This window comes from Drancourtella massiliensis, from assembly GCF_016900655.1.
GTDB classification, from domain to species: domain Bacteria; phylum Bacillota; class Clostridia; order Lachnospirales; family Lachnospiraceae; genus Sellimonas; species Sellimonas catena.
On record NZ_JACJKH010000001.1, the window covers coordinates 176,866 to 195,127 of the forward strand.

The following is an 18,262-nucleotide window of genomic DNA, read 5'->3' on the forward strand; positions in this document are numbered from 1 at the left end:
CTGATATGAGAAGAAGAAAAGGATTTTATGAGGCGTGCATAAAAAGACCACTGGATTTTGTATGTGCGTTAGGTGGAATTATTGTATTAAGTCCGGTGTTGTTGATCACAGCAGGACTTGTAAAAATCAAGCTTGGAAGTCCGGTGATTTTCAAGCAGGAACGGCCTGGAAAAGGAGAAAAAATTTTTGAACTTTACAAGTTTCGCACCATGACAGATGAAAGAGATATAAATGGCGATTTACTTTCCAATGAAGAAAGAATGACAGTATTTGGAGAGAAATTAAGGCGTACAAGTTTAGATGAACTTCCGGAGTTGTTTAATATATTGAAAGGTGATATGAGTATTATCGGGCCGCGTCCATTACTTACAAAATATTTGCCCTTATATAATAGTGAACAAAGGAAACGTCATTTAGTTAGACCTGGTTTAACAGGTCTTGCCCAAGTAAATGGCAGAAATCATTTGTCCTGGGAAGAAAAATTTAAATTAGATACATTATATGTAAAAAAGTTATCTTTTAGAATGGATGTTCAAATTTTTCTAAAAACAATTGCAACTGTTTTAAAAAGAGAAGGAATTACTAGTGAAACGTCTGTGACAATGGAACCATTTGAAGGAAACAACAATCAGTAGTTAATGTGATCCTTTGGATGGCATTTACTATATATTTTCACAAAAAGGAAAGGAAGTAAAGAAATGAGTAATTTAGAAAAGTATCAGAAAATTTTTATGGATTTATTTCAGGTAGAAAAAGAGGAATTAAATGAGTCCTTTTCATTTGCAGGAGAGGAAAGATGGGATTCAGTGACACACTTATCATTAATTGCAGAATTAGAAGATACATTTGGAATTATGTTTGAGACAGATGACATTCTGAATTATGGGTCGTATTTAAATGGAATCAATATCTTAAAAAAATATGGAGTTGAGTTTTAAGGAGAAAATAAATGAAAACATTATTAGAAGGAAAAGTGGGAATTGTTACTGGATCAGCAAGAGGTATCGGGGCGATGATTTCCCAATTTTTTGTTGAATGTGGAGCAACTGTTTATGCAAATGATCGAAATATCGAAAAAATGCATGAGTGGATCGAAACATTAGATAAAGATCTTCAGAAAAATGTAAAACCGATTGAATTTGATATTACAAATTCAGATGAGGTACGGAAAGAAATAATGAAGATAAAACAAGAAAGTGGGAAAATAGACTTCTTGGTTAATAACGCAGGGATTGAGTTTAATGAATTAATAGGAATGATTTCAAAATCAAATATGGAAAAAATGTTTCAAGTTAATGTATTTGGAACAATAGAAATGTTGCAGACCGTAAGCAGAATTATGGGACGTCAGGAAAATGGTGGTAGCATTGTAAATATTTCTTCTATGGTTGGGCTTAGAGGGAATAAAGGTCAACTGGTATATTCTGCTACCAAGGGAGCAGTTATTGCCTTGACTAAATCAGCAGCGAAAGAATTGGCACCTAAAAAAATCCGTGTAAATTCTATTGCTCCAGGTTTAACCAAGACTGACATGATGGATGCTGCGGATTTGGAAAAACTGCAAAATAGAATTAATAATATTTGTATGGGAAGAATTGCAGTTCCAAAAGATATTGCAAAAGCCTGTGCTTTTTTTGTTTCCGATTTGTCAGAATATGTATCGGGTCAGGTATTGGCAGTCGATGGCTGTACAATTATGTAGGAGGGAAATAAGATGTTTTTAGATATTGATAAAAAAGATCCGAAAAGAATTGCAGCAGTAGAAGATACAGGGAAGCAAATTACATATGGAGAGCTATGTGATTTAAGTAATGAAATAGTCGAAGCCATTCCGGAACGAAGTATTATATTCTGTTTATGTGAAAACACAATTGGAGCTTTGTCAGGATATATTGGTTGTTTGTCTCATAAAATTGTTCCTCTTTTACTTGCAGCAAATACAGATCAAGAATTACTTGTTAAATTAATCGAGACATATGAACCCCAGTTTTTTTGGTGCCCAGAAGAGAAAGAATTACCATTACAAACTGAGATGATAATTCAGAAAGCGGGATATAAGCTTGTAAAAACAGAATATAAACAGTATGAAATTAATGAAAAACTTTCTCTTCTATTAACGACTTCTGGATCTACAGGAAGTCCAAAGTTGGTTCGATATAAATATGGAAATCTGGAAGCAAATGCAAAAAATGTTGCGAAAGTATTTGGATGGACAGAAATGGAAAGACCAGTCATCGATCTTCCTATGCAGTATACGATGGGGCTTAATGTTATCAATACCCATTTATATGTTGGAGCCACATTGATTATGACAACTCAGAATTTGGTTAGTAGAGATTTTTGGAACTATATTGAAGAGCAGAAAGCAACAAATTTTACAGGTGTACCTTTTAGCTATGAAGTATTTTTCAAGTTGAGATTTAATAAGAAGGAATTTCCAACCTTAACTACGTTAGCAGAAGGGGGAGGAAAGCTTACAGATACTATGTTTATGGATCTGGTTGAATATTCCCAAAAATATAACAAGAGATTTTGTGCGACATTCGGAACTACAGAAACATCAGCGCGACTTGCTTATCTTGATCCAGATAGAGCAAAAGAAAAATGTGGAAGTATTGGTAAAGCCATTCCGGAAGGTGAACTTTTTCTAATAGATAAGAACGGACAGGAAATCCAAGAGATGGAAGCGGAAGGAGAAATGGGATATCGAGGACCTAACGTAACAATGGGGTATGGTATTTGTAAAGAAGATCTAAAGTTAGGAGATGTTTGGAAAGGGGAGTATAGAACAGGAGATATTGCAAGAAGAGACTCTGAAGGATTTTATTACATTATAGGAAGAATTTCTAGATTTTTAAAAATTTATGGTCATAGAATTAGTCTTGACCAGTGTGAAAAATTGATCAAGACGAAATTTGCAATTGACTGTGCATGTACAGGTAATGATAAATGCTTGAAAATTTTTATTACAGAAGAGCAGTATTCTAAAGATATATTAAAATATTTAAGTGAAAAACTTCATCTCATGCAGAATGTAATGAAGATATCTGTAATAGAAGCAATTCCTAGAAATGAGTCTGGAAAGATTAAATACGCGGTTTTGAACAAAATGGAGTTATAATGGCAAATCAAGATACAACAAAGAAAAAGGTGATTTCCTCTTTAATATGGAAATTTTTTGAAAGAATAGGATATCAGGGAGTTAATTTTATTGTTCAAATTGTTCTGGCTAGGCTTCTTTTGCCGGAAGACTATGGCATTATTTCGTTACTGATTGTTTTTGTAAATATTGCAAATGCAATGATACAAAATGGATTTAATACAGCACTGATTCAAAAAAAAGAAGTAGATGAGATCGACATTTCATCTGCTTTTTTTGTAACATTAGTTTTATCTATTTTTTTGTATGTTGTACTGTATTTATCAGCACCAGCTATTAGTGATTTTTATAGAATGCCTAAGATGATTCCGGTGTTAAGAGTATTGGCTTTGTTACTTCCGCTTGGAGCAGTAAACTCGATTCAGATTGCTATTTTGTCTAGAAATCTTCAGTTTTATAAACTTTTGATCAGCAATATGAGTGCAGTTATTTGTTCAGGAACGAGTGGAATCATTTTAGCCTATATGGGGGCAGGCGTCTGGGCATTAGTTGTACAGCAGCTCTTTTTCAATCTAATCAGTTGTATTGTACTCTGGTTTGTTGTCAAATGGAGACCAAGTTTACGATTTTCTATCCAGAGTATTAAAACTTTATTTTCATTTGGATGGAAAATGTTAGTATCAAGATTAATTAATTTGATCTACGGAGATATATACAGTCTGGTAATTGGAAGAGTATTTAGTGCGAATGCGCTTGGATATTATAACCGTGGCAAACAGTTCTCATACACAATTATTATGAGTATTGATGGTGCCATTCAATCGGTAATGCTTCCTGCTTATTCCAGGGAACAAGAGAATAAAAAAATTTTAAAAAGTATGACCAGAAGATCTATTGTAACAAGTTCGTATGTTGTATTTCCGGTAATGATGGGACTTGGTGTAGTTGCAGGACCACTTGTATCGTTGCTTTTGACGGATAAATGGTTAGGATGTGTTCCGTTTTTGCAGATTAACTGTTTTATTTATGCATTATACCCTATTCATTCGGCAAATTTGCAGGTGATCTGTGCTATGGGGAAAAGCGAAGTTTATTTAAAACTGGAAGTTATAAAAAAGATACTTGGGGTTGCAATTATGATTTGTACACTTCCTTTTGGAATATATTGGTTTACTTTTGGTGGTGTGATTACTGGGCTTCTTTCAACAGTTATCAATGCGTTCCCTAATATAGAATATTTAGATTATTCTATAGCAGAACAATGGAAAGATATATTTCCATCCTTCATTCTTTCAATTGTAATGGGAGCGATTGTATATCCGATTCAATTTCTTCCTATTAATAATCTATTTATTTTATTTATCCAGATTATAGTAGGGGTCATTATTTATGTAGGAGCATCAGCCGTATTTCGATTTGAATGTTTTTATTATTTAAAAAATACAATATTAGACATGATAAGAGGTAAAAAGAAAATATGAAAGATATTATAATAGTTGGAGCCGGAAGTGCTGCAAGAGATGTGCTTCAGGTTTTAAAAGAGATTAATAAAGTAGAAAAAAAATGGAATATCAAGGGATTTATAGCGGATTACGGAGTAGATATAAAAGCACTGACCAGTGATGAATACGAGATTATCGGAACAATAGAAGATTGGCAGCCGAATGAAAATGAAGAATTTGTATGTGCAGTAGCGGATCCTGATATTAAAAGAAAATTGATAGGAAAGTTAGAAACGAAGGGAGCCAAGTTTGCCCAAGTTATTCATCCGAATGTAGAGATAAATGATTACTGCAAAATAGGAAAAGGGGTGATTTTATATCACGATGCTATTTTAGGACCTAACTGTGAGGTCGGAGACTATGTACATACGAACTCTAAAATAGGGCATGACTGCAAGATTGGAGATTATAGTACTGTAAGTATTATGTGTGCGGTTATGGGACATGTCACTATGGGACAGGGAGTTTTTGTAGGAGGAGGCGCGACGATTATTCCTGGCGTAACAATAGGGGATCATGTTTACGTAGGTGCAGGAAGCGTAGTTATCAAAGATATTGAGGAAAACAAAAGAGTTTTTGGAAATCCAGCAAGAGAAATGAGATAGTGAGGTAAAGGAAAATGATTAATGTTACAAGATCTTCAATGCCTGAATTTGAAGAATATACGGAAGAAATTAAGAAATTATGGGATACTAAATGGTTAACAAACAGAGGAGCGATTCACAGAGAATTAGAAGAAAAGTTAAAAAATTATCTTGGTGTTGAAAATATTTCTTTGTTTACCAATGGCCACTTGGCTTTAGAGACAATTTTAGATGGTTTAGATTTGAAAGGAGAGGTGATTACCACTCCTTTTACTTTTGCATCAACAACGCAGGCTATTGTACGCTGTGGATTAACACCAGTGTTCTGTGACATCAATGAAGACGATTTTACAATAGATATTAATAAAATTGAGTCATTGATTACAGATAAAACCTGTGCAATACTTCCTGTTCATGTGTATGGAAATATCTGTAATATTGAGGAGATTCAAAAAATTGCAGATAAATATGGTTTAAAAGTAGTATATGATGCAGCACATGCATTTGGAATAAAATATCGTGGAAAAGGTATTGGGAATTTTGGAGAGGCATCTATGTTCAGCTTTCATGCGACAAAAGTTTTCAATACAATTGAAGGCGGCGCAGTATGCTATCACGATAAGAATTTGGGAATAAAAATGGAAAGATTAAAAAATTTCGGAATTGTTGATGAAGATCATATTGACGAAATTGGTGGCAATGCAAAAATGAATGAATTTCAGGCAGCAATGGGTGTGTGTAATTTGCGACATGTGGATAATGAGATTGAGAAGAGGAAGCATGTCGTACAAAGATATAGAGAACGTCTGGAGAACCAAAAAGGAATTAAATTATCTCCAGTACAGGCGGATGTGATTCCAAATTATTCATATTTCCCAGTATTATTTGATGAAGAAGTTTTGGGATATACTAGGGATAATATCAGAGATGCTTTAAAAGAACAGGGAATTAATGCAAGAAAGTATTTTTATCCATTAACAAATGAAATTCCAAATTATAGCGAACATTTTAAAATTCAAGATACTCCTATTGCTTATAAAATTTCACGTCAGGTATTAACATTACCACTATATGCGGATCTTTCATTGAAAGATGTTGATAGAATATGTGATATTATTCTTTCCTATCACAATTAAGGGAGTGAAAAATTGGGAAAAAAATTAAAAATAAAAAAGCAGAATATAAGAAATTACTGTTTGATTTTATTTCTATGTATTGATGTAGTTTACTGGGTGATTCAGAAAATACTTAGTGTTCTTCAACTTCAAGATTTTTATTGGATCATTACAATAGCAGTAATTTATATTCCGTTGATTATTTATTTTTGTATAACTTCAGTCAAAGAGTTTCCGGTGGATTTTCTAATAATTGTTTTAGGAATTATCTTACTTTATGCAGTAACAGCTTTTTTTCATCCTGAATATCAGGAATGGTTTCATCATCCAGTTTATGGAGTATGGAAAAGAATCCTGCGTCCGGATAGAGGTCTTTTTTTATATCTTTTTTTGAGAATTCAAGATGATCCGGATGAAATCCTGAATTGTATGAAGATAGCTGGATATATTATGTTTTTTTATTGCGCCAGAACTTTTGTAATCTCTACAATTCGAGGTTACTGGTTAGTTTATTCTGCACAAACGCTGACGAATGTAGAAGCGTCCTATAGTATGGACTTTGGTTATGACCTTCTGCTTACAATTATGATCTTTAGTTATCTGGCGTTGTATGAAAAGAAGATTCGGTATTATCTTGTAGCAGGTATTAGTTTTGCTATGTGCCTGATAGCAGGATCCAGAGGACCGCTTCTTTGCATTGGTATTTTTGGAATTTTGATTTTGATTGAGTTTATGAGAAACAATATAAAGCGACTGATGATAGTTTTAGGAAGTATCAGTATAGCATTTGCTTTGATTTGGTTTAATTTTTCACGAATTATAGAAATAATTCAGTCAGTACTTTCCTCGTTTGGTATATCTTCCAGAAGTATCCAAATGATCTTAGAAGGGAATGTTACTGATAATAATGGAAGAACACAAATATATGAGATGGCATGGAGTTTGATTCAAGAAAATCCGATAACTGGATGGGGATTATATGGGGATAGATATGTAATTGGAAGAAGGTTTGCATGGGGATATTCTCATAATATTTTTCTGGAACTTATGGTCACTTTTGGAGTTGTTATTGCGGTAATATTATCGTTGATTTTCTTCATAAATGCCACTAGACTGATTATTTTTTCCAAAAACAGGAGTGTCAGAATACTATTTATTATTTGTTTGTCTATTTCTGCAAAATTATTAATTTCTATGTCATTTTGGTATGAACCATATTTCTGGGGAGCAATTGCGATTTTTGTGAACTGGGAAAAAAGGAAAGGGAAATTTCGTGTGAATCGCGGAGGACTTATTGGAAAGAGAGTAGGTAAATAAAATGATTGTTCATATTATGAATGCATCTCCAATTGTCAATGAATATGTGACATTAGTGAATAAATATTGTAATAAAAAAGAGCATGTTTTTGTGATAGGACCAAATGGGAAAACTTGTAAAAAAGTAATAGAAGCAGAAAATATTATAAGAGTCAGAAAATGGTATAGTGTTAAAGGCATTGTGGATATGATCCGCTATATGAATAAAGCGGATCATATTATTGCACATGGACTGTTTTCAGGGAAAACAGTTGCATTTTTCTATTTTCAGCCATGGCTTTTAAGAAAAACGAACTGGCTGATCTGGGGAGGAGACGTCTATGGAAGAAGAGATAAAAAACAGACATTCTATACTAGATTAGTTGATTCCATGAAAAAAGCAATTGCATCACAGTTTCCATTTATTACAACACTGGTAGATGGAGACTATGAGATGGCTAAAAAGGCCTACAATATTAGGGGGCAACATTTAAGAGTAGTATATCCTTCTCCGCTTCTTATGAGAGCACCGAAGAATATAGAAAATGATGCTGTAGAGTCTTTACATGGTACAATTAAGATCTTGCTTGGAAATTCTGCTACAGAATCAAATCAGCATAAAGAAGCATTTAAATTGTTGGAAAAGTATAAAGACAAAAATATAAAAATATATGTACCTTTATCATATGGGCCAGAGAAATATGCGGACGAAATCGAGCAGATGGGAGCGCATATTTTTGGAAAAAAATTCATACCTATGCGGTCATTTATGAATAAAGATCAATATACAGAATTCTTAAAAACGATTCATGTAGGAATTTTTAATAATAATCGACAACAGGCAATGGGAAACATTAATCAATTGCTATTATTAATGAAAAAGGTGTATATAAGAGATGATACTACCATGTGGGAGTATTATGTCAAAGACCTAAAATGCAAGATGCATAGAGTGAATGAAATTTGTCAAGAGTCCTTTGAAACCTTTATCACGGTTAATAAGGAAGAAGCACTTTGGAACAAGAAGTGCATTAAAGAGAGTCGTGATGAAGATCATGTTTTAGAATTGTGGAAAGAAGTGTTTTACCAGATGACAAAAGGAGATAATAAATGAGAAGGGCAGTAAAGCCAGTCTTGGCGTTTTTGTTTTTAAATTGTCTTGTGACTGGAATTCATGCGAATGCTTTGGCAAATGATACTAAAATAGATTCAACTATTCAGGCAGAGATTACCCAAGGATTCATTAATAAAAATGGAAATGTTTATTACCAGTATGAAGACGGCACGTTCGCAAAGGGGCTAAAGGAAATAAGTGGTCATACATACTATTTTAATTCTGCTGGAGTAATGCAAACGGGAATCACTATTATTGATGGAAAGCGTTACTATTTTAATTTAGATAATGGACAGCAGGAATGGGGATTGATCGACGCAGATAATGGTTATACATATTATTTTTTGCAGGATGGAGATGTGCTAAAAGGGCTAGTTCGACTTCAGGGAGAAATTTACTTTTTTAATGAGACAAGTGGAGCAGCTTATTCAGGATGGAAAATTATTGATAATCAAAAATATTTTTTTGATTCAGTGACAAAGAAAGCGTACATTGGACGACATGAGGTTGACGGAAAATGGTATTACTTTAATCAGGATGGAATTGCTCAAAAAAATACATTTATTGAAATCGATGGGAAAAAGTATTACTATCAATCGGACGGTAGTGAAGCAAGAGGACTAAAAATTCTTGATAATAAAAGATATTATTTTGACCCAGAATCGGGAGAAATGAAATCCGGTTTAATTAATCCGGGAAATGGATACATATACTATTTTCTTCCAGAAGGAGATGTCTTAAAGGGATTGCAAAAAATTGAGGGAGAAGTATATTTTTTCAATACGGATACTGGATCAGCTATGTCTGATTGGAGAGTAGTAGATGGAAAGAAGTACTATTTTGATCCTGTTACAAAAAGAGCTCTCACGGGGAAAAGCGAAGTAGACGGAGACATTTACTTGTTTGATCACGAAGGTGTTCTGCAATCGTATACGTTTTATGATGAGAACGGCAGTAGTTATTATTTTGGATGGGATGGAAAACTTGTAAAGGGATTAAAAACTATCTCTGGTAAAAAATATTATTTTAATTTAGAAACGGGAGCTGCAGAAACAGGATTAATTAGTCCAGGTAACAGAGAAACCTACTACTTTGAAGGAAAAGATGGGGCATATAGTGGATGGAAAATCATTAATGATAAAGAATACTATTTTTACCCAGAAAGTTCAGAAATGGCAAGAGGTCTGACAAATATTTCAGGAAAAAGATATTATTTTTCCATGGACACGGGAGAAAAGATTAATGGATTAATACAACTTGGATCAGGGTACTACATTTATATCTTGGAAAATGGCGGATTTAAAACTGGACTTCAGAGGATAAATGAAGAAGTATATTTTTTTAACGCACTGACTGGTGTGTCGATGACTGGATGGCAAGAGATAAATGGACAAAAATACTATTTTTCTCCAGAAACAAAAAAAGCCGTGACGGGAGAACAACAAATTAATAATAAGTTGTATTTTTTTAATTCATTAGGGATTATGCAGACAGGCCTTCAAGATATAGAAGGAAAGAAAAAAGCGTTTGATCAGGATGGAAGTATGGTCACTGGATTTTGGAGTGATTCGGAAAACACCTATTATTTCGAGGATAATACAGGAGAAGCATATGTTGGATTTTTAGAAAAGAATGGTAATAAGTATTATTTTGATCAAGACGGAAAAATGGTGGTAGGGTTGCAAGAAATAGAAGGGAATCTTTATTTGTTTGATAGTAAAGGAATTATGAAAACAGGAATATATAAACAAGGAGATACAACTTACTATTTTGATACTGCAACTGGAGAAGCAATTACGGGATTTGTGACATCAGAATTTGGATTTACGTATTATTTTGATGGAACGGATGGAGCAAGAAAAGGGTACCAGATAATTGACGACAAATTGTATTATTTTAATACAAACGGAGTTATGTTTACTGGATTTAAACGAGATAATCCAAATCGGGCTTACTATTTTGATCCGGTTGATGGGGCAGCAGTTACTGGATTTGTACCGATTAATAATTTGACATACTACTTTTATGGAAAAGATGGGACAAAATCAGGTTTGCAGACAATCGAAGGAGATAAATATTATTTGAGTAGCAGTGGTACATTGATGTCGGGATTTAAAAGAGTAAACAATATTGCTTACTATTTTGATGAAAAAAACAAAAAAGCATCGGTTGGTTTCATCTCGCCAGGAAATGGATATACATACTATTTTGATGGGAATAATGGTGCTTTAAAAGGACTGCAAAAAATAGGGGAAAATTGGTATGCATTTGATGAAACATCAGGTACTTTACAAAAAGGTGTTTGGAGACAAATATCCAGTGGTAAATTGTATTATCTTGATCCCGATTCTGGAATTGCGGTCAGAAACTTTGTTGATTATAAAGGATTTCGATTTTTCTTTGATGGTGAAAACGGAGCTTTGTCAGGATGGCAAGAAATTGGAGGGAAAAAATATAATTTCCGAGAAACAGGTTCAATGAGACTTGGTTTTTATCCAGAAGGAACGAAAAGATTTTATTTAGATCCTATTACGGGAGAAGTACTTGAAGGAATATATTCATCTGGAGAATATGAATACTATTTTAAGTTAGATGGTAATGTGCTAAAGGGCTTAAGAACAGTAAATGGAACAACATATTATTTCCATGAGAAATCTGGAACAATCCAATATGGTTATGCAATTATCAATGGAAAAAGATATTATTTTGATAAATCCACCGGAGAAATGGTTAAAGGCTTAAAAGACATTAATGGAAATAAATTTTATTTCCTTCCTAAAGGAGGTACAGCAGAAAATAGAGCCGAACTGGAGAAGGCCTTGGAAGAGGCACTCACTTCTCAAAATGGATTTTTTCGTTTAGAAGGGTGCACATATTATATCAAAAACAACGCTTTATTAAAAGGAATTCAAAAAATAGGAGAAAGTTACTATTATTTTGACTTTGATAATGGAGTTATGCTGACTGGATTAAGAAAAGTAGGGGATCATCTGTACTATTTTGATAAGTCAAGTGGAAAGAGACTTTACGGTAAACTGGAAATTGAAGATCAAAGATGGTATTTTAATCCTCAAACAGGAATAAATGAATATGGCTTGATTCAGAAACTAGAAGGTATCTATTATTATGAGCCAAATGGTGGAAATCATAAGGGATGGCTTTTTGAAAATGGATCCGTTTACTATTTTGATCAGAATGGTCGAGCTTTAACTGGAATACAAATGATAGATGGTAGTAATTATGTATTTGATGTATCTGGAAAGCTTTGTAAGGGATTTGTTTCTATAAATGGAGTAAATCATGGCTTTAATATGCAGACTGGAAAAGAGATGAAAGGACTTCAATATATTAATGGAGAACTTTTTTATTTTGATCCAGAATCTGGGATTATGCAGACCGGATTAAAAGAGATTGGAGATAAATTATATTTCTTTAATCTAGAGACAGGAGCTGCATATAATGGATTTTTAAATATAAATGGGAATATTTATTATTTTGGAGAAACAAAAATAGCAATAGGTGGCTTTACGATTATTGATAATAAGTCTTATTATTTTGATGAACAAAGTATGGTTATGAAACAAGGCTTTTTTTCTGTCAACGGAAAAACTTATTTTGGTGATCTGAAAGGAGTGCGAAAAGGCTTACAGAAAATAGGGACAGAGTACTATTTGTTTGATGAAAAGACTGGCATAATGTTAAAAGGTATTCGGCAGATAGATGGAAAAGAGTACTTTTTTAATGAAGCTTCAGGAAAACGTGAAACTGGTTTTCAGACTATCGATGGGAAACTGTACTATTTTAGTCCTCAGACTGGAGAACGATTAGAGGGACTTCAGGATATTGAGGGAAAAACCTACTATTTCCAGGCATCTACAGGTGCCGCATATAAAGGGTTTATTGAAATCGGAGATCGTGAGTATTATTTCGATCCTGAAAATTTTGAAAGAAGACTGGGATTTGTAGACACAGAGTTATATACGTACTATCTCACTGAGTGGGGAAGAGCCGAAGGATTACAAGAAATTAATGGTAAAAAATATTATTTTTATCCATCTAATGGGATTATGCATAAGGGTTATATTTCCATTGATAATAATAAATTTTATTTCGATGATTCTTCTGGAGAGAATATGATAGGGGTATTTCAGGTACAAACAGGACAAACTTTCTTTTTTAATGGAGATGGAGATATTCTATATGGATTACAAAAATATAATGGGAAACAGCTATATTTTGATGAAACTACAGGAAATTTGTATAGAGGTTTAAGATCCTTTGGAAAGAAATTGTATTACTTTGATGGCATAGAAGGAATGGTTGTTAATGGAACTAGATTAATTGAAGGTGTGCAGTATACTTTTGATGAAACTGGAGAAGGAAAAGTTGTAGTAAAAAGTGATAACCTAACTTCTGTCATGATTAATGAAGCAATGAAATATTTGGGAGAACCTTACGCATATGATCCAACACAGGGAATGGATTGCAGTCAATTAATTTCCAACATACTCAATTCTGTAGGAATAGAATTGGAGGCATGGGCGGAAAAGCAAGCTGAATACTTTAGACAAACGGGAGAATTTCCTGTTTATACAGATATTTCCAATCTTCAAGCAGGCGATCTTTTATATTATACGCAACCATTATGTGGTGATGACAACTGTGAGTTTACAAATGAAATACATCACGTTGCTTTTTATATGGGGGATGGAATTGTTGTAGAAGCATCCATAAAAGAAGGAATTGTTGTACATCAAATGGAATTATCCGATATGAAAATTATTAATATGGTCGTACGAATTGCTGATTCTTTTGAGTGATTAACTAGAAATAGAGAGCAAGGCTTCTAAATAGGAGATTCCAAAAGTTTGACCTGAAAATATAGATCCCGTAACATTTCACATATCCTGCAATACGTGAAATGTACGGGATCATTTTTTGGGCATCTTTCTGCCACTCCAAAACTTCTTGGCAATATGGTGATAGTGTCAAGATTGCCACCAATTCCACATCATTTTTCTTTATACTCATCCACAAGTTCTTCTGCCAGATACTCATCACTCATACAGTGCAGGTCAGATACTCCTTCGCTGATTAATCGGTAAATCTTTGAGTGGTAAAACAAGCATAGGGCATCATCTAAAGAAAGTTTTTCTTTTTCATCAAAACACTCGATAATTCTTGTGTATTTTTTTTGTAGTAAAACAGGATTTGCCGTCAAATTTGTTCACTCCCTTCAAAGCGCAAATAAGATTCCAAGGCTTTCTGGGTCCGGAAACAAAGCTGCAAGTTAGGTTTTTCGAAACGTAATCTTCGTATCGCTTCTTCTTTATCAATCAGACGATCGAAGTAAAGCTCAATGGTATTGAAGTTTGAATTTCTCACACCATTTTACGGCCTGTTCGTAAATAGGAGTCAGATAAAAACCGCATCCAAAATCAACATTCTTTCTGGAATGCTCTAAATCCGGAGATTTAATTTCCAGATAGGAACCGTGATATAAAATCATACTTTAATACCCCTTTCCCGCATTAAGCTGATAATATCATCAACAATGTAGTCTTTGCTCTGTGTATGCAGTATTTCATATTCTGGTATGATGTAGCTGGACAGGATATTGCTTTCTTCGGTTAGCATTTTATATATTTCTTCAGCGTTTTTTCAAGCCTGATTGCAATGTTTTCAATACAAAATACAGCAAATTCCAGCTGGTTTGTATTCGTGATTTTCGCCTCTTCTAACATGGTGCTGCCCCTCCATTATTCATATTAAAAATGGGAACTGTCATCGTCTGATCCCGATGTCTATCTTCCCTTCAAAAATTTCTCGACAAATTCATCCACCGATTCCACCTTGGCTGCACCTTTATTCCAGATTTTCAGGGTGTCCAGATTCTTTTCAGATAGAATCTGTTCCCTAATCTCAGAAGAGACCGGGCCCAGATCTTCCAGCACATCTAAAATGGACTCCGATCTTCCGGCCAGTAATCCAGCCGCCCGCCCTTCGGCCAATCCAGTAGCACGTCCCTCAGCATGTCCTTCAGCACGTCCTTCAGCCCGTCCTTCGGCTAATCCAGTAGCCCGTCCTTCAGCAAGGCCTTCCGCCATTCCGAGCTCACGTGCTTTCTTTCGTTCAGCCTGTACGTCATATGCTTCAAAATTTTCAAACAACATCGTAAAATCCCTCCGCTCAATCTGATCCGTGAACTCGCCAATTTCATCCTGCGGAACATTCAGGCGATGTAGAAACGCCGCAATAATTTTGGAAATCAGCTTTAAGAGTGATTCTGGAGAATTCTGGCTTATGTTGTCCAGATATTCTTCAGGAATTTCTTTCAGCTTATGAAATTCGGCAGAGCTGCGCAGTTTATCAATCAGCATGATCAAAGACAGTTCGTCCTGCTTGTCAATGAGCTCCTGATTTGAGAACTCGGAAAGAGGAACAACAATGTACTGAAAGCTTGGAATATGCATTCCAAGGAGATCGGAGAGAGCGGTCCGATCCTTAAAATCAAGAGAAGCCGTCCAGCGTTCAGTTCCATCATAAAATACAATGGGCAGTACAGGCGGATATCGGAACGCTTTGGTGGATGTGATGCCCTCATGGATCTTTTCCATTTCAGACGCATAATCCGTCAAAATGTAGACGATATAGCGCAGAATGCGAAAAGACATATCAAAATCTACTTTCGTTTGATGTTCAATCAGGGCAATCACATACAGCGTATCGATATCGGAATTGCCTTTCAGATGAATTTTTTTGACGGAATCAGAGTCCCGCGCCTCCTGCAGGAGGGGAAGGAACTGCTCTGTGATATCTTCAATATCTTCCGGCTGTACATCTTTCAGCAATTCAATATCCGTGTAACCTCGTAGAAACTGAGCGCAGAGGACAGGATCTCTGAATATCAGTTTTGCTCCGCTGTCCTTGATCTTGGTGTTTTTTACTGCGTCACGTGAAGTCGTATTTTTAGTAGTCTCTGTTCTGTCTGTTTTTTGCATAAAAGCACTCCTTTCGACTGGAAGGAGACCTGAAAAACAGACAGGAATCTTAAGAATATTGTAGCAATGAGCTGGGAGAAATTCAACATTTTCCGAACAGTTCTTCAGAATCTCCTGTGAAAAATAAACAATGAAAACGGTTGGCCGAACGGCCGGATTATTCCATCTAGGCAGAAGAGAAAACTTCCGCGAATAAATGTGAGGATAGTATAGGACATTTGAGTGTAAAATGCAAGAGAGGGAGGACAGTTTATCTAAAATCCCTTGAAAAATTCTCTGTTGTTTATAAAAAATGCTTTTGACGAATCGTTGTAATGTGTTAGACTTACATAAAACAGATGTCTTGCATATGGATATCAGATAACCAAAGAAACGAGGCGATTTTACAGATGGAAGAAATAGAATATGACTTGGAAGAATATGAAAAACAATACGAAAGAATCAGGAAAGACAATGAAGAACTTCTGGCTGTCTTTCGAGAGGATTTATCGAATTTAAAACCAGCAACCATTCGACGGCATCTTAGCAACGTGGACTTTTATATTAATGAATATCTGTTATACGAAGAACCGTTGTCATTTGATGAGGGAATTTATAGAATAGATGATTTTCTTGGCTGGTTCTTTATCCGCAAATGCATGTGGTCTACACCTGCGTCAATCAAAAGTACAGCTGCAAGTATTAAGAAATTTTACAAGAGTATGAAAGATCATGGGAAAATCGCTTCAGAAGCCTACGACTTTCTGTGCGATGAAATCAAAAATCATATGCCGGAATGGCAGGCGCTCTGTGAACAGTATAATGATTCGGAAGCAGAGAATCCGTTTTTCCTTTTTTAATCAAAAGAATGTACGGTAGGAGAAGAAATATGAATTGGAAAGAATTGTTCAGCTCCCGGATTTTGGACAGGGGCTTTGATTACTATCTGTGTAATGCGGTAAGTCATCTGGAGGTTTCAGAGGACTGTGTGACTGCCAAGGTGGCAGGCACAGAAAATTATCAGGTGGAAATCTATTTTGACTATGATGAGATCGTAGATATGTATTGTTCCTGTCCATATGCGGAAGATGGAAATTACTGTAAACATATGGCGGCCGTTTTGTACGAGTGGACGGAAGGGGAGAATCAGGGGTTATATCCGGACCACACAAAGCAGGCTGGAAAGAAATCCGAAGAAAAGGAAGCGGTCCGGACATTGATCCGGGAAACAGATCCGGAGATCGTAACGGATTTTCTGGCAGATATTCTGATGAAGGACGAACATCTGCTTCTAAGTTTTCGGCGGACTGCAGGAGAGAACATATCGGAAACGGATATGCAGAGGTATTTGAGACAGGTTGATGAGATTGCGTACCGCTATTCGGGAAGAGGAGGCTTCATCAGCTACTATGATGCGGACGGATTTATTTCAGAGCTGGAGCGGATGCTTGCGGATGATGTCAATGACATGCTGGATCAGAACAATTATATGTGTGCGTTCCGTCTGATGAACCATATTTTCGAAACCCTTGGTGAAGTTGATATGGACGATTCCGCCGGTGGAACGGCCATGCTGGCAGAAGAGATTCATGATAACTGGATGAGACTTTTGGACCATGTCAGCAAACAGGAAAAGAAAGAGATGTTTGACTGGTTTGCTGCTCACTTAAACGGCTCTATGATCGACTATCTGGAAGAGTATATTTATCAGATCTTCGTGAATGAATTTAAAGAGAAGGAATATCAGCATCTGAAAATTGAGTTTATGGAACAGAAAATTCAAAAAGCTTCTTCTCAGGAGAAATCATGGGACAGAGATTATGAATTGGGACGCTGGGTGATTCCTTATCTGAATCTGCTAAAGAATCAAAAAGGTGGAAAAGAGAAGAGAGAATCCTTCTTCCGGCAATATTGGGACAATTCTTCGGTGAGACGTTATTATATTGATCAGTGCATGAGAAAAAGAAAGTATGAAGAGGCACTTAAGGCGCTGGATGACAGTATTCGTTTAGATCAGAATTATCGGGGGCTGGTCAGCGATTACGAATATATGAAGAAAAATATTTATCGTATTCAGGGGAGGAAGCAGGAGTATGAAGCGCAGCTTTGGAAACTGGCGACAGAGATTTCGCCGGGGAATCTGGAACTGTTTAAAGAGGTAAAAAAGCTGTATTCGGAAGAAGAATGGATTTCAAAACGGGAAGAATTATTCAAAAAACTTCCTTCTTACGCACACATAGAACGGCTCTACAAGGAAGAAAAGCTCTACGACAGGCTTTTGAATTATGTGAAGAAGAGTGAGGGAATGTATGCGCTGCAGGAATATGGCAGAATTCTTCAGAAAGAATATCCCGAAGAGATTTTGCAAAAGTATCGTACAGAAGTAGAGAAAATGGCAGTACGGACGAGTGACAGGAAAACATATCAATATCTTGTAAGTCTGCTCCGTTCGATGAAAAAAATAAAAGGCGGTTCGAAGATGGTGGAAGAGATCGTTGATGACTGGCGCAGACGTTACGGAAAAAGGCCGGCGATGATGGACGAGTTGCGGAAGCTTTGAAATAGAAAACG

The 18,262-nt window shown here is 35.4% G+C and carries 17 protein-coding genes; 12 read left to right on the top strand and 5 right to left on the bottom strand.

The window, feature by feature from the left end; translation table 11 throughout:
- Positions 1 to 5 precede the first annotated feature (5 nt).
- The 10 genes from H6A32_RS00860 (at position 6) to H6A32_RS00905 (ending at position 13,531) form a co-directional block, all read left to right on the top strand.
- Positions 6 to 635, top strand: coding sequence for a sugar transferase (locus H6A32_RS00860; protein WP_204863529.1), 630 nt, complete (start codon positions 6 to 8; stop codon positions 633 to 635).
- Between the two features lie 63 nt (positions 636 to 698).
- Positions 699 to 938 carry an acyl carrier protein gene (locus H6A32_RS00865; RefSeq protein ID WP_204863530.1) on the top strand — a complete coding sequence of 80 codons (240 nt, stop codon included), beginning with the start codon at positions 699 to 701 and terminating at the stop codon, positions 936 to 938.
- A gap of 11 nt (positions 939 to 949) precedes the next feature.
- Entirely contained in the window at positions 950 to 1,702 is a 753-nt protein-coding gene (locus H6A32_RS00870; protein ID WP_204863531.1) for an SDR family NAD(P)-dependent oxidoreductase, read from the top strand.
- Positions 1,703 to 1,714: 12 nt separating this feature from the next.
- Positions 1,715 to 3,121 carry an AMP-binding protein gene (locus H6A32_RS00875; RefSeq protein WP_204863532.1) on the top strand — a complete coding sequence of 469 codons (1,407 nt, stop codon included), beginning with the start codon at positions 1,715 to 1,717 and terminating at the stop codon, positions 3,119 to 3,121.
- Positions 3,121 to 4,581: a lipopolysaccharide biosynthesis protein gene (locus H6A32_RS00880; RefSeq protein WP_204863533.1), complete on the top strand. Its 1,461-nt coding sequence runs from the start codon at positions 3,121 to 3,123 to the stop codon at positions 4,579 to 4,581. Before H6A32_RS00875 ends, H6A32_RS00880 begins: the two co-directional genes overlap by 1 nt.
- Entirely contained in the window at positions 4,578 to 5,207 is a 630-nt protein-coding gene (locus H6A32_RS00885; RefSeq protein ID WP_204863534.1) for an acetyltransferase, read from the top strand. The genes H6A32_RS00880 and H6A32_RS00885 overlap by 4 nt, the downstream gene beginning before the upstream one ends.
- Positions 5,208 to 5,221: 14 nt before the next feature.
- Positions 5,222 to 6,322, top strand: a complete 1,101-nt coding sequence (locus tag H6A32_RS00890; RefSeq protein ID WP_204863535.1) for a DegT/DnrJ/EryC1/StrS family aminotransferase — start codon at positions 5,222 to 5,224, stop codon at positions 6,320 to 6,322.
- 12 nt (positions 6,323 to 6,334) lie between these two features.
- Positions 6,335 to 7,618, top strand: coding sequence for an O-antigen ligase family protein (locus H6A32_RS00895; RefSeq protein ID WP_204863536.1), 1,284 nt, complete (start codon positions 6,335 to 6,337; stop codon positions 7,616 to 7,618).
- Between the two features lies 1 nt (position 7,619).
- Complete coding sequence (locus H6A32_RS00900) at positions 7,620 to 8,711, top strand: TDP-N-acetylfucosamine:lipid II N-acetylfucosaminyltransferase (protein ID WP_204863537.1); 1,092 nt, start codon at positions 7,620 to 7,622, stop codon at positions 8,709 to 8,711.
- Positions 8,708 to 13,531: an NlpC/P60 family protein gene (locus tag H6A32_RS00905; protein WP_204863538.1), complete on the top strand. Its 4,824-nt coding sequence runs from the start codon at positions 8,708 to 8,710 to the stop codon at positions 13,529 to 13,531. The genes H6A32_RS00900 and H6A32_RS00905 overlap by 4 nt, the downstream gene beginning before the upstream one ends.
- Before the next feature lie 191 nt (positions 13,532 to 13,722).
- Here the strand turns inward: H6A32_RS00905 and H6A32_RS00910 are convergent, their stop codons facing one another.
- From H6A32_RS00910 to H6A32_RS00925, 5 genes are all read right to left on the bottom strand, one after another.
- Positions 13,723 to 13,932, bottom strand: coding sequence for a DUF3791 domain-containing protein (locus H6A32_RS00910; protein ID WP_204863539.1), 210 nt, complete (start codon positions 13,930 to 13,932; stop codon positions 13,723 to 13,725).
- Entirely contained in the window at positions 13,929 to 14,096 is a 168-nt protein-coding gene (locus tag H6A32_RS16770; RefSeq protein ID WP_346342215.1) for a DUF3990 domain-containing protein, read from the bottom strand. Before H6A32_RS16770 ends, H6A32_RS00910 begins: the two co-directional genes overlap by 4 nt.
- Positions 14,068 to 14,220 (bottom strand): DUF3990 domain-containing protein, encoded by a 153-nt coding sequence (locus H6A32_RS16775; RefSeq protein WP_334304901.1) that lies wholly within the window; start codon positions 14,218 to 14,220, stop codon positions 14,068 to 14,070. Before H6A32_RS16775 ends, H6A32_RS16770 begins: the two co-directional genes overlap by 29 nt.
- A complete protein-coding gene (locus tag H6A32_RS16780; protein ID WP_334304900.1) occupies positions 14,217 to 14,348 on the bottom strand; it encodes a DUF3791 domain-containing protein in 132 nt (43 codons plus the stop codon). Before H6A32_RS16780 ends, H6A32_RS16775 begins: the two co-directional genes overlap by 4 nt.
- Before the next feature lie 167 nt (positions 14,349 to 14,515).
- A complete protein-coding gene (locus tag H6A32_RS00925) occupies positions 14,516 to 15,712 on the bottom strand; it encodes an Rpn family recombination-promoting nuclease/putative transposase (RefSeq protein WP_204863540.1) in 1,197 nt (398 codons plus the stop codon).
- A gap of 389 nt (positions 15,713 to 16,101) precedes the next feature.
- On the opposite strand from H6A32_RS00925, the gene H6A32_RS00930 reads away from it, so the two are divergent.
- The gene (locus H6A32_RS00930) at positions 16,102 to 16,551 is read left to right on the top strand and encodes a hypothetical protein (RefSeq protein ID WP_204863541.1); all 450 of its coding nucleotides are present in this window, start codon (positions 16,102 to 16,104) and stop codon (positions 16,549 to 16,551) included.
- Between the two features lie 29 nt (positions 16,552 to 16,580).
- The gene (locus tag H6A32_RS00935) at positions 16,581 to 18,251 is read left to right on the top strand and encodes an SWIM zinc finger family protein (RefSeq protein WP_204863542.1); all 1,671 of its coding nucleotides are present in this window, start codon (positions 16,581 to 16,583) and stop codon (positions 18,249 to 18,251) included.
- The last annotated feature ends 11 nt before the right edge of the window (positions 18,252 to 18,262 follow it).

Excerpts from the sequence above, each read along its gene's own strand:
- H6A32_RS00860 (WP_204863529.1), top strand. The coding sequence starts at position 6 with ATGAGAAGAAGAAAAGGATTTTATGAGGCGTGCATAAAAAGACCACTG.
- H6A32_RS00865 (WP_204863530.1), top strand. The coding sequence starts at position 699 with ATGAGTAATTTAGAAAAGTATCAGAAAATTTTTATGGATTTATTTCAG.
- H6A32_RS00870 (WP_204863531.1), top strand. The coding sequence starts at position 950 with ATGAAAACATTATTAGAAGGAAAAGTGGGAATTGTTACTGGATCAGCA.
- H6A32_RS00875 (WP_204863532.1), top strand. The coding sequence starts at position 1,715 with ATGTTTTTAGATATTGATAAAAAAGATCCGAAAAGAATTGCAGCAGTA.
- H6A32_RS00880 (WP_204863533.1), top strand. The coding sequence starts at position 3,121 with ATGGCAAATCAAGATACAACAAAGAAAAAGGTGATTTCCTCTTTAATA.
- H6A32_RS00885 (WP_204863534.1), top strand. The coding sequence starts at position 4,578 with ATGAAAGATATTATAATAGTTGGAGCCGGAAGTGCTGCAAGAGATGTG.
- H6A32_RS00890 (WP_204863535.1), top strand. The coding sequence starts at position 5,222 with ATGATTAATGTTACAAGATCTTCAATGCCTGAATTTGAAGAATATACG.
- H6A32_RS00900 (WP_204863537.1), top strand. The coding sequence starts at position 7,620 with ATGATTGTTCATATTATGAATGCATCTCCAATTGTCAATGAATATGTG.
- H6A32_RS00905 (WP_204863538.1), top strand. The coding sequence starts at position 8,708 with ATGAGAAGGGCAGTAAAGCCAGTCTTGGCGTTTTTGTTTTTAAATTGT.
- H6A32_RS16775 (WP_334304901.1), bottom strand. The coding sequence starts at position 14,220 with ATGATTTTATATCACGGTTCCTATCTGGAAATTAAATCTCCGGATTTA.
- H6A32_RS16780 (WP_334304900.1), bottom strand. The coding sequence starts at position 14,348 with ATGCTAACCGAAGAAAGCAATATCCTGTCCAGCTACATCATACCAGAA.
- H6A32_RS00925 (WP_204863540.1), bottom strand. The coding sequence starts at position 15,712 with ATGCAAAAAACAGACAGAACAGAGACTACTAAAAATACGACTTCACGT.
- H6A32_RS00930 (WP_204863541.1), top strand. The coding sequence starts at position 16,102 with ATGGAAGAAATAGAATATGACTTGGAAGAATATGAAAAACAATACGAA.
- H6A32_RS00935 (WP_204863542.1), top strand. The coding sequence starts at position 16,581 with ATGAATTGGAAAGAATTGTTCAGCTCCCGGATTTTGGACAGGGGCTTT.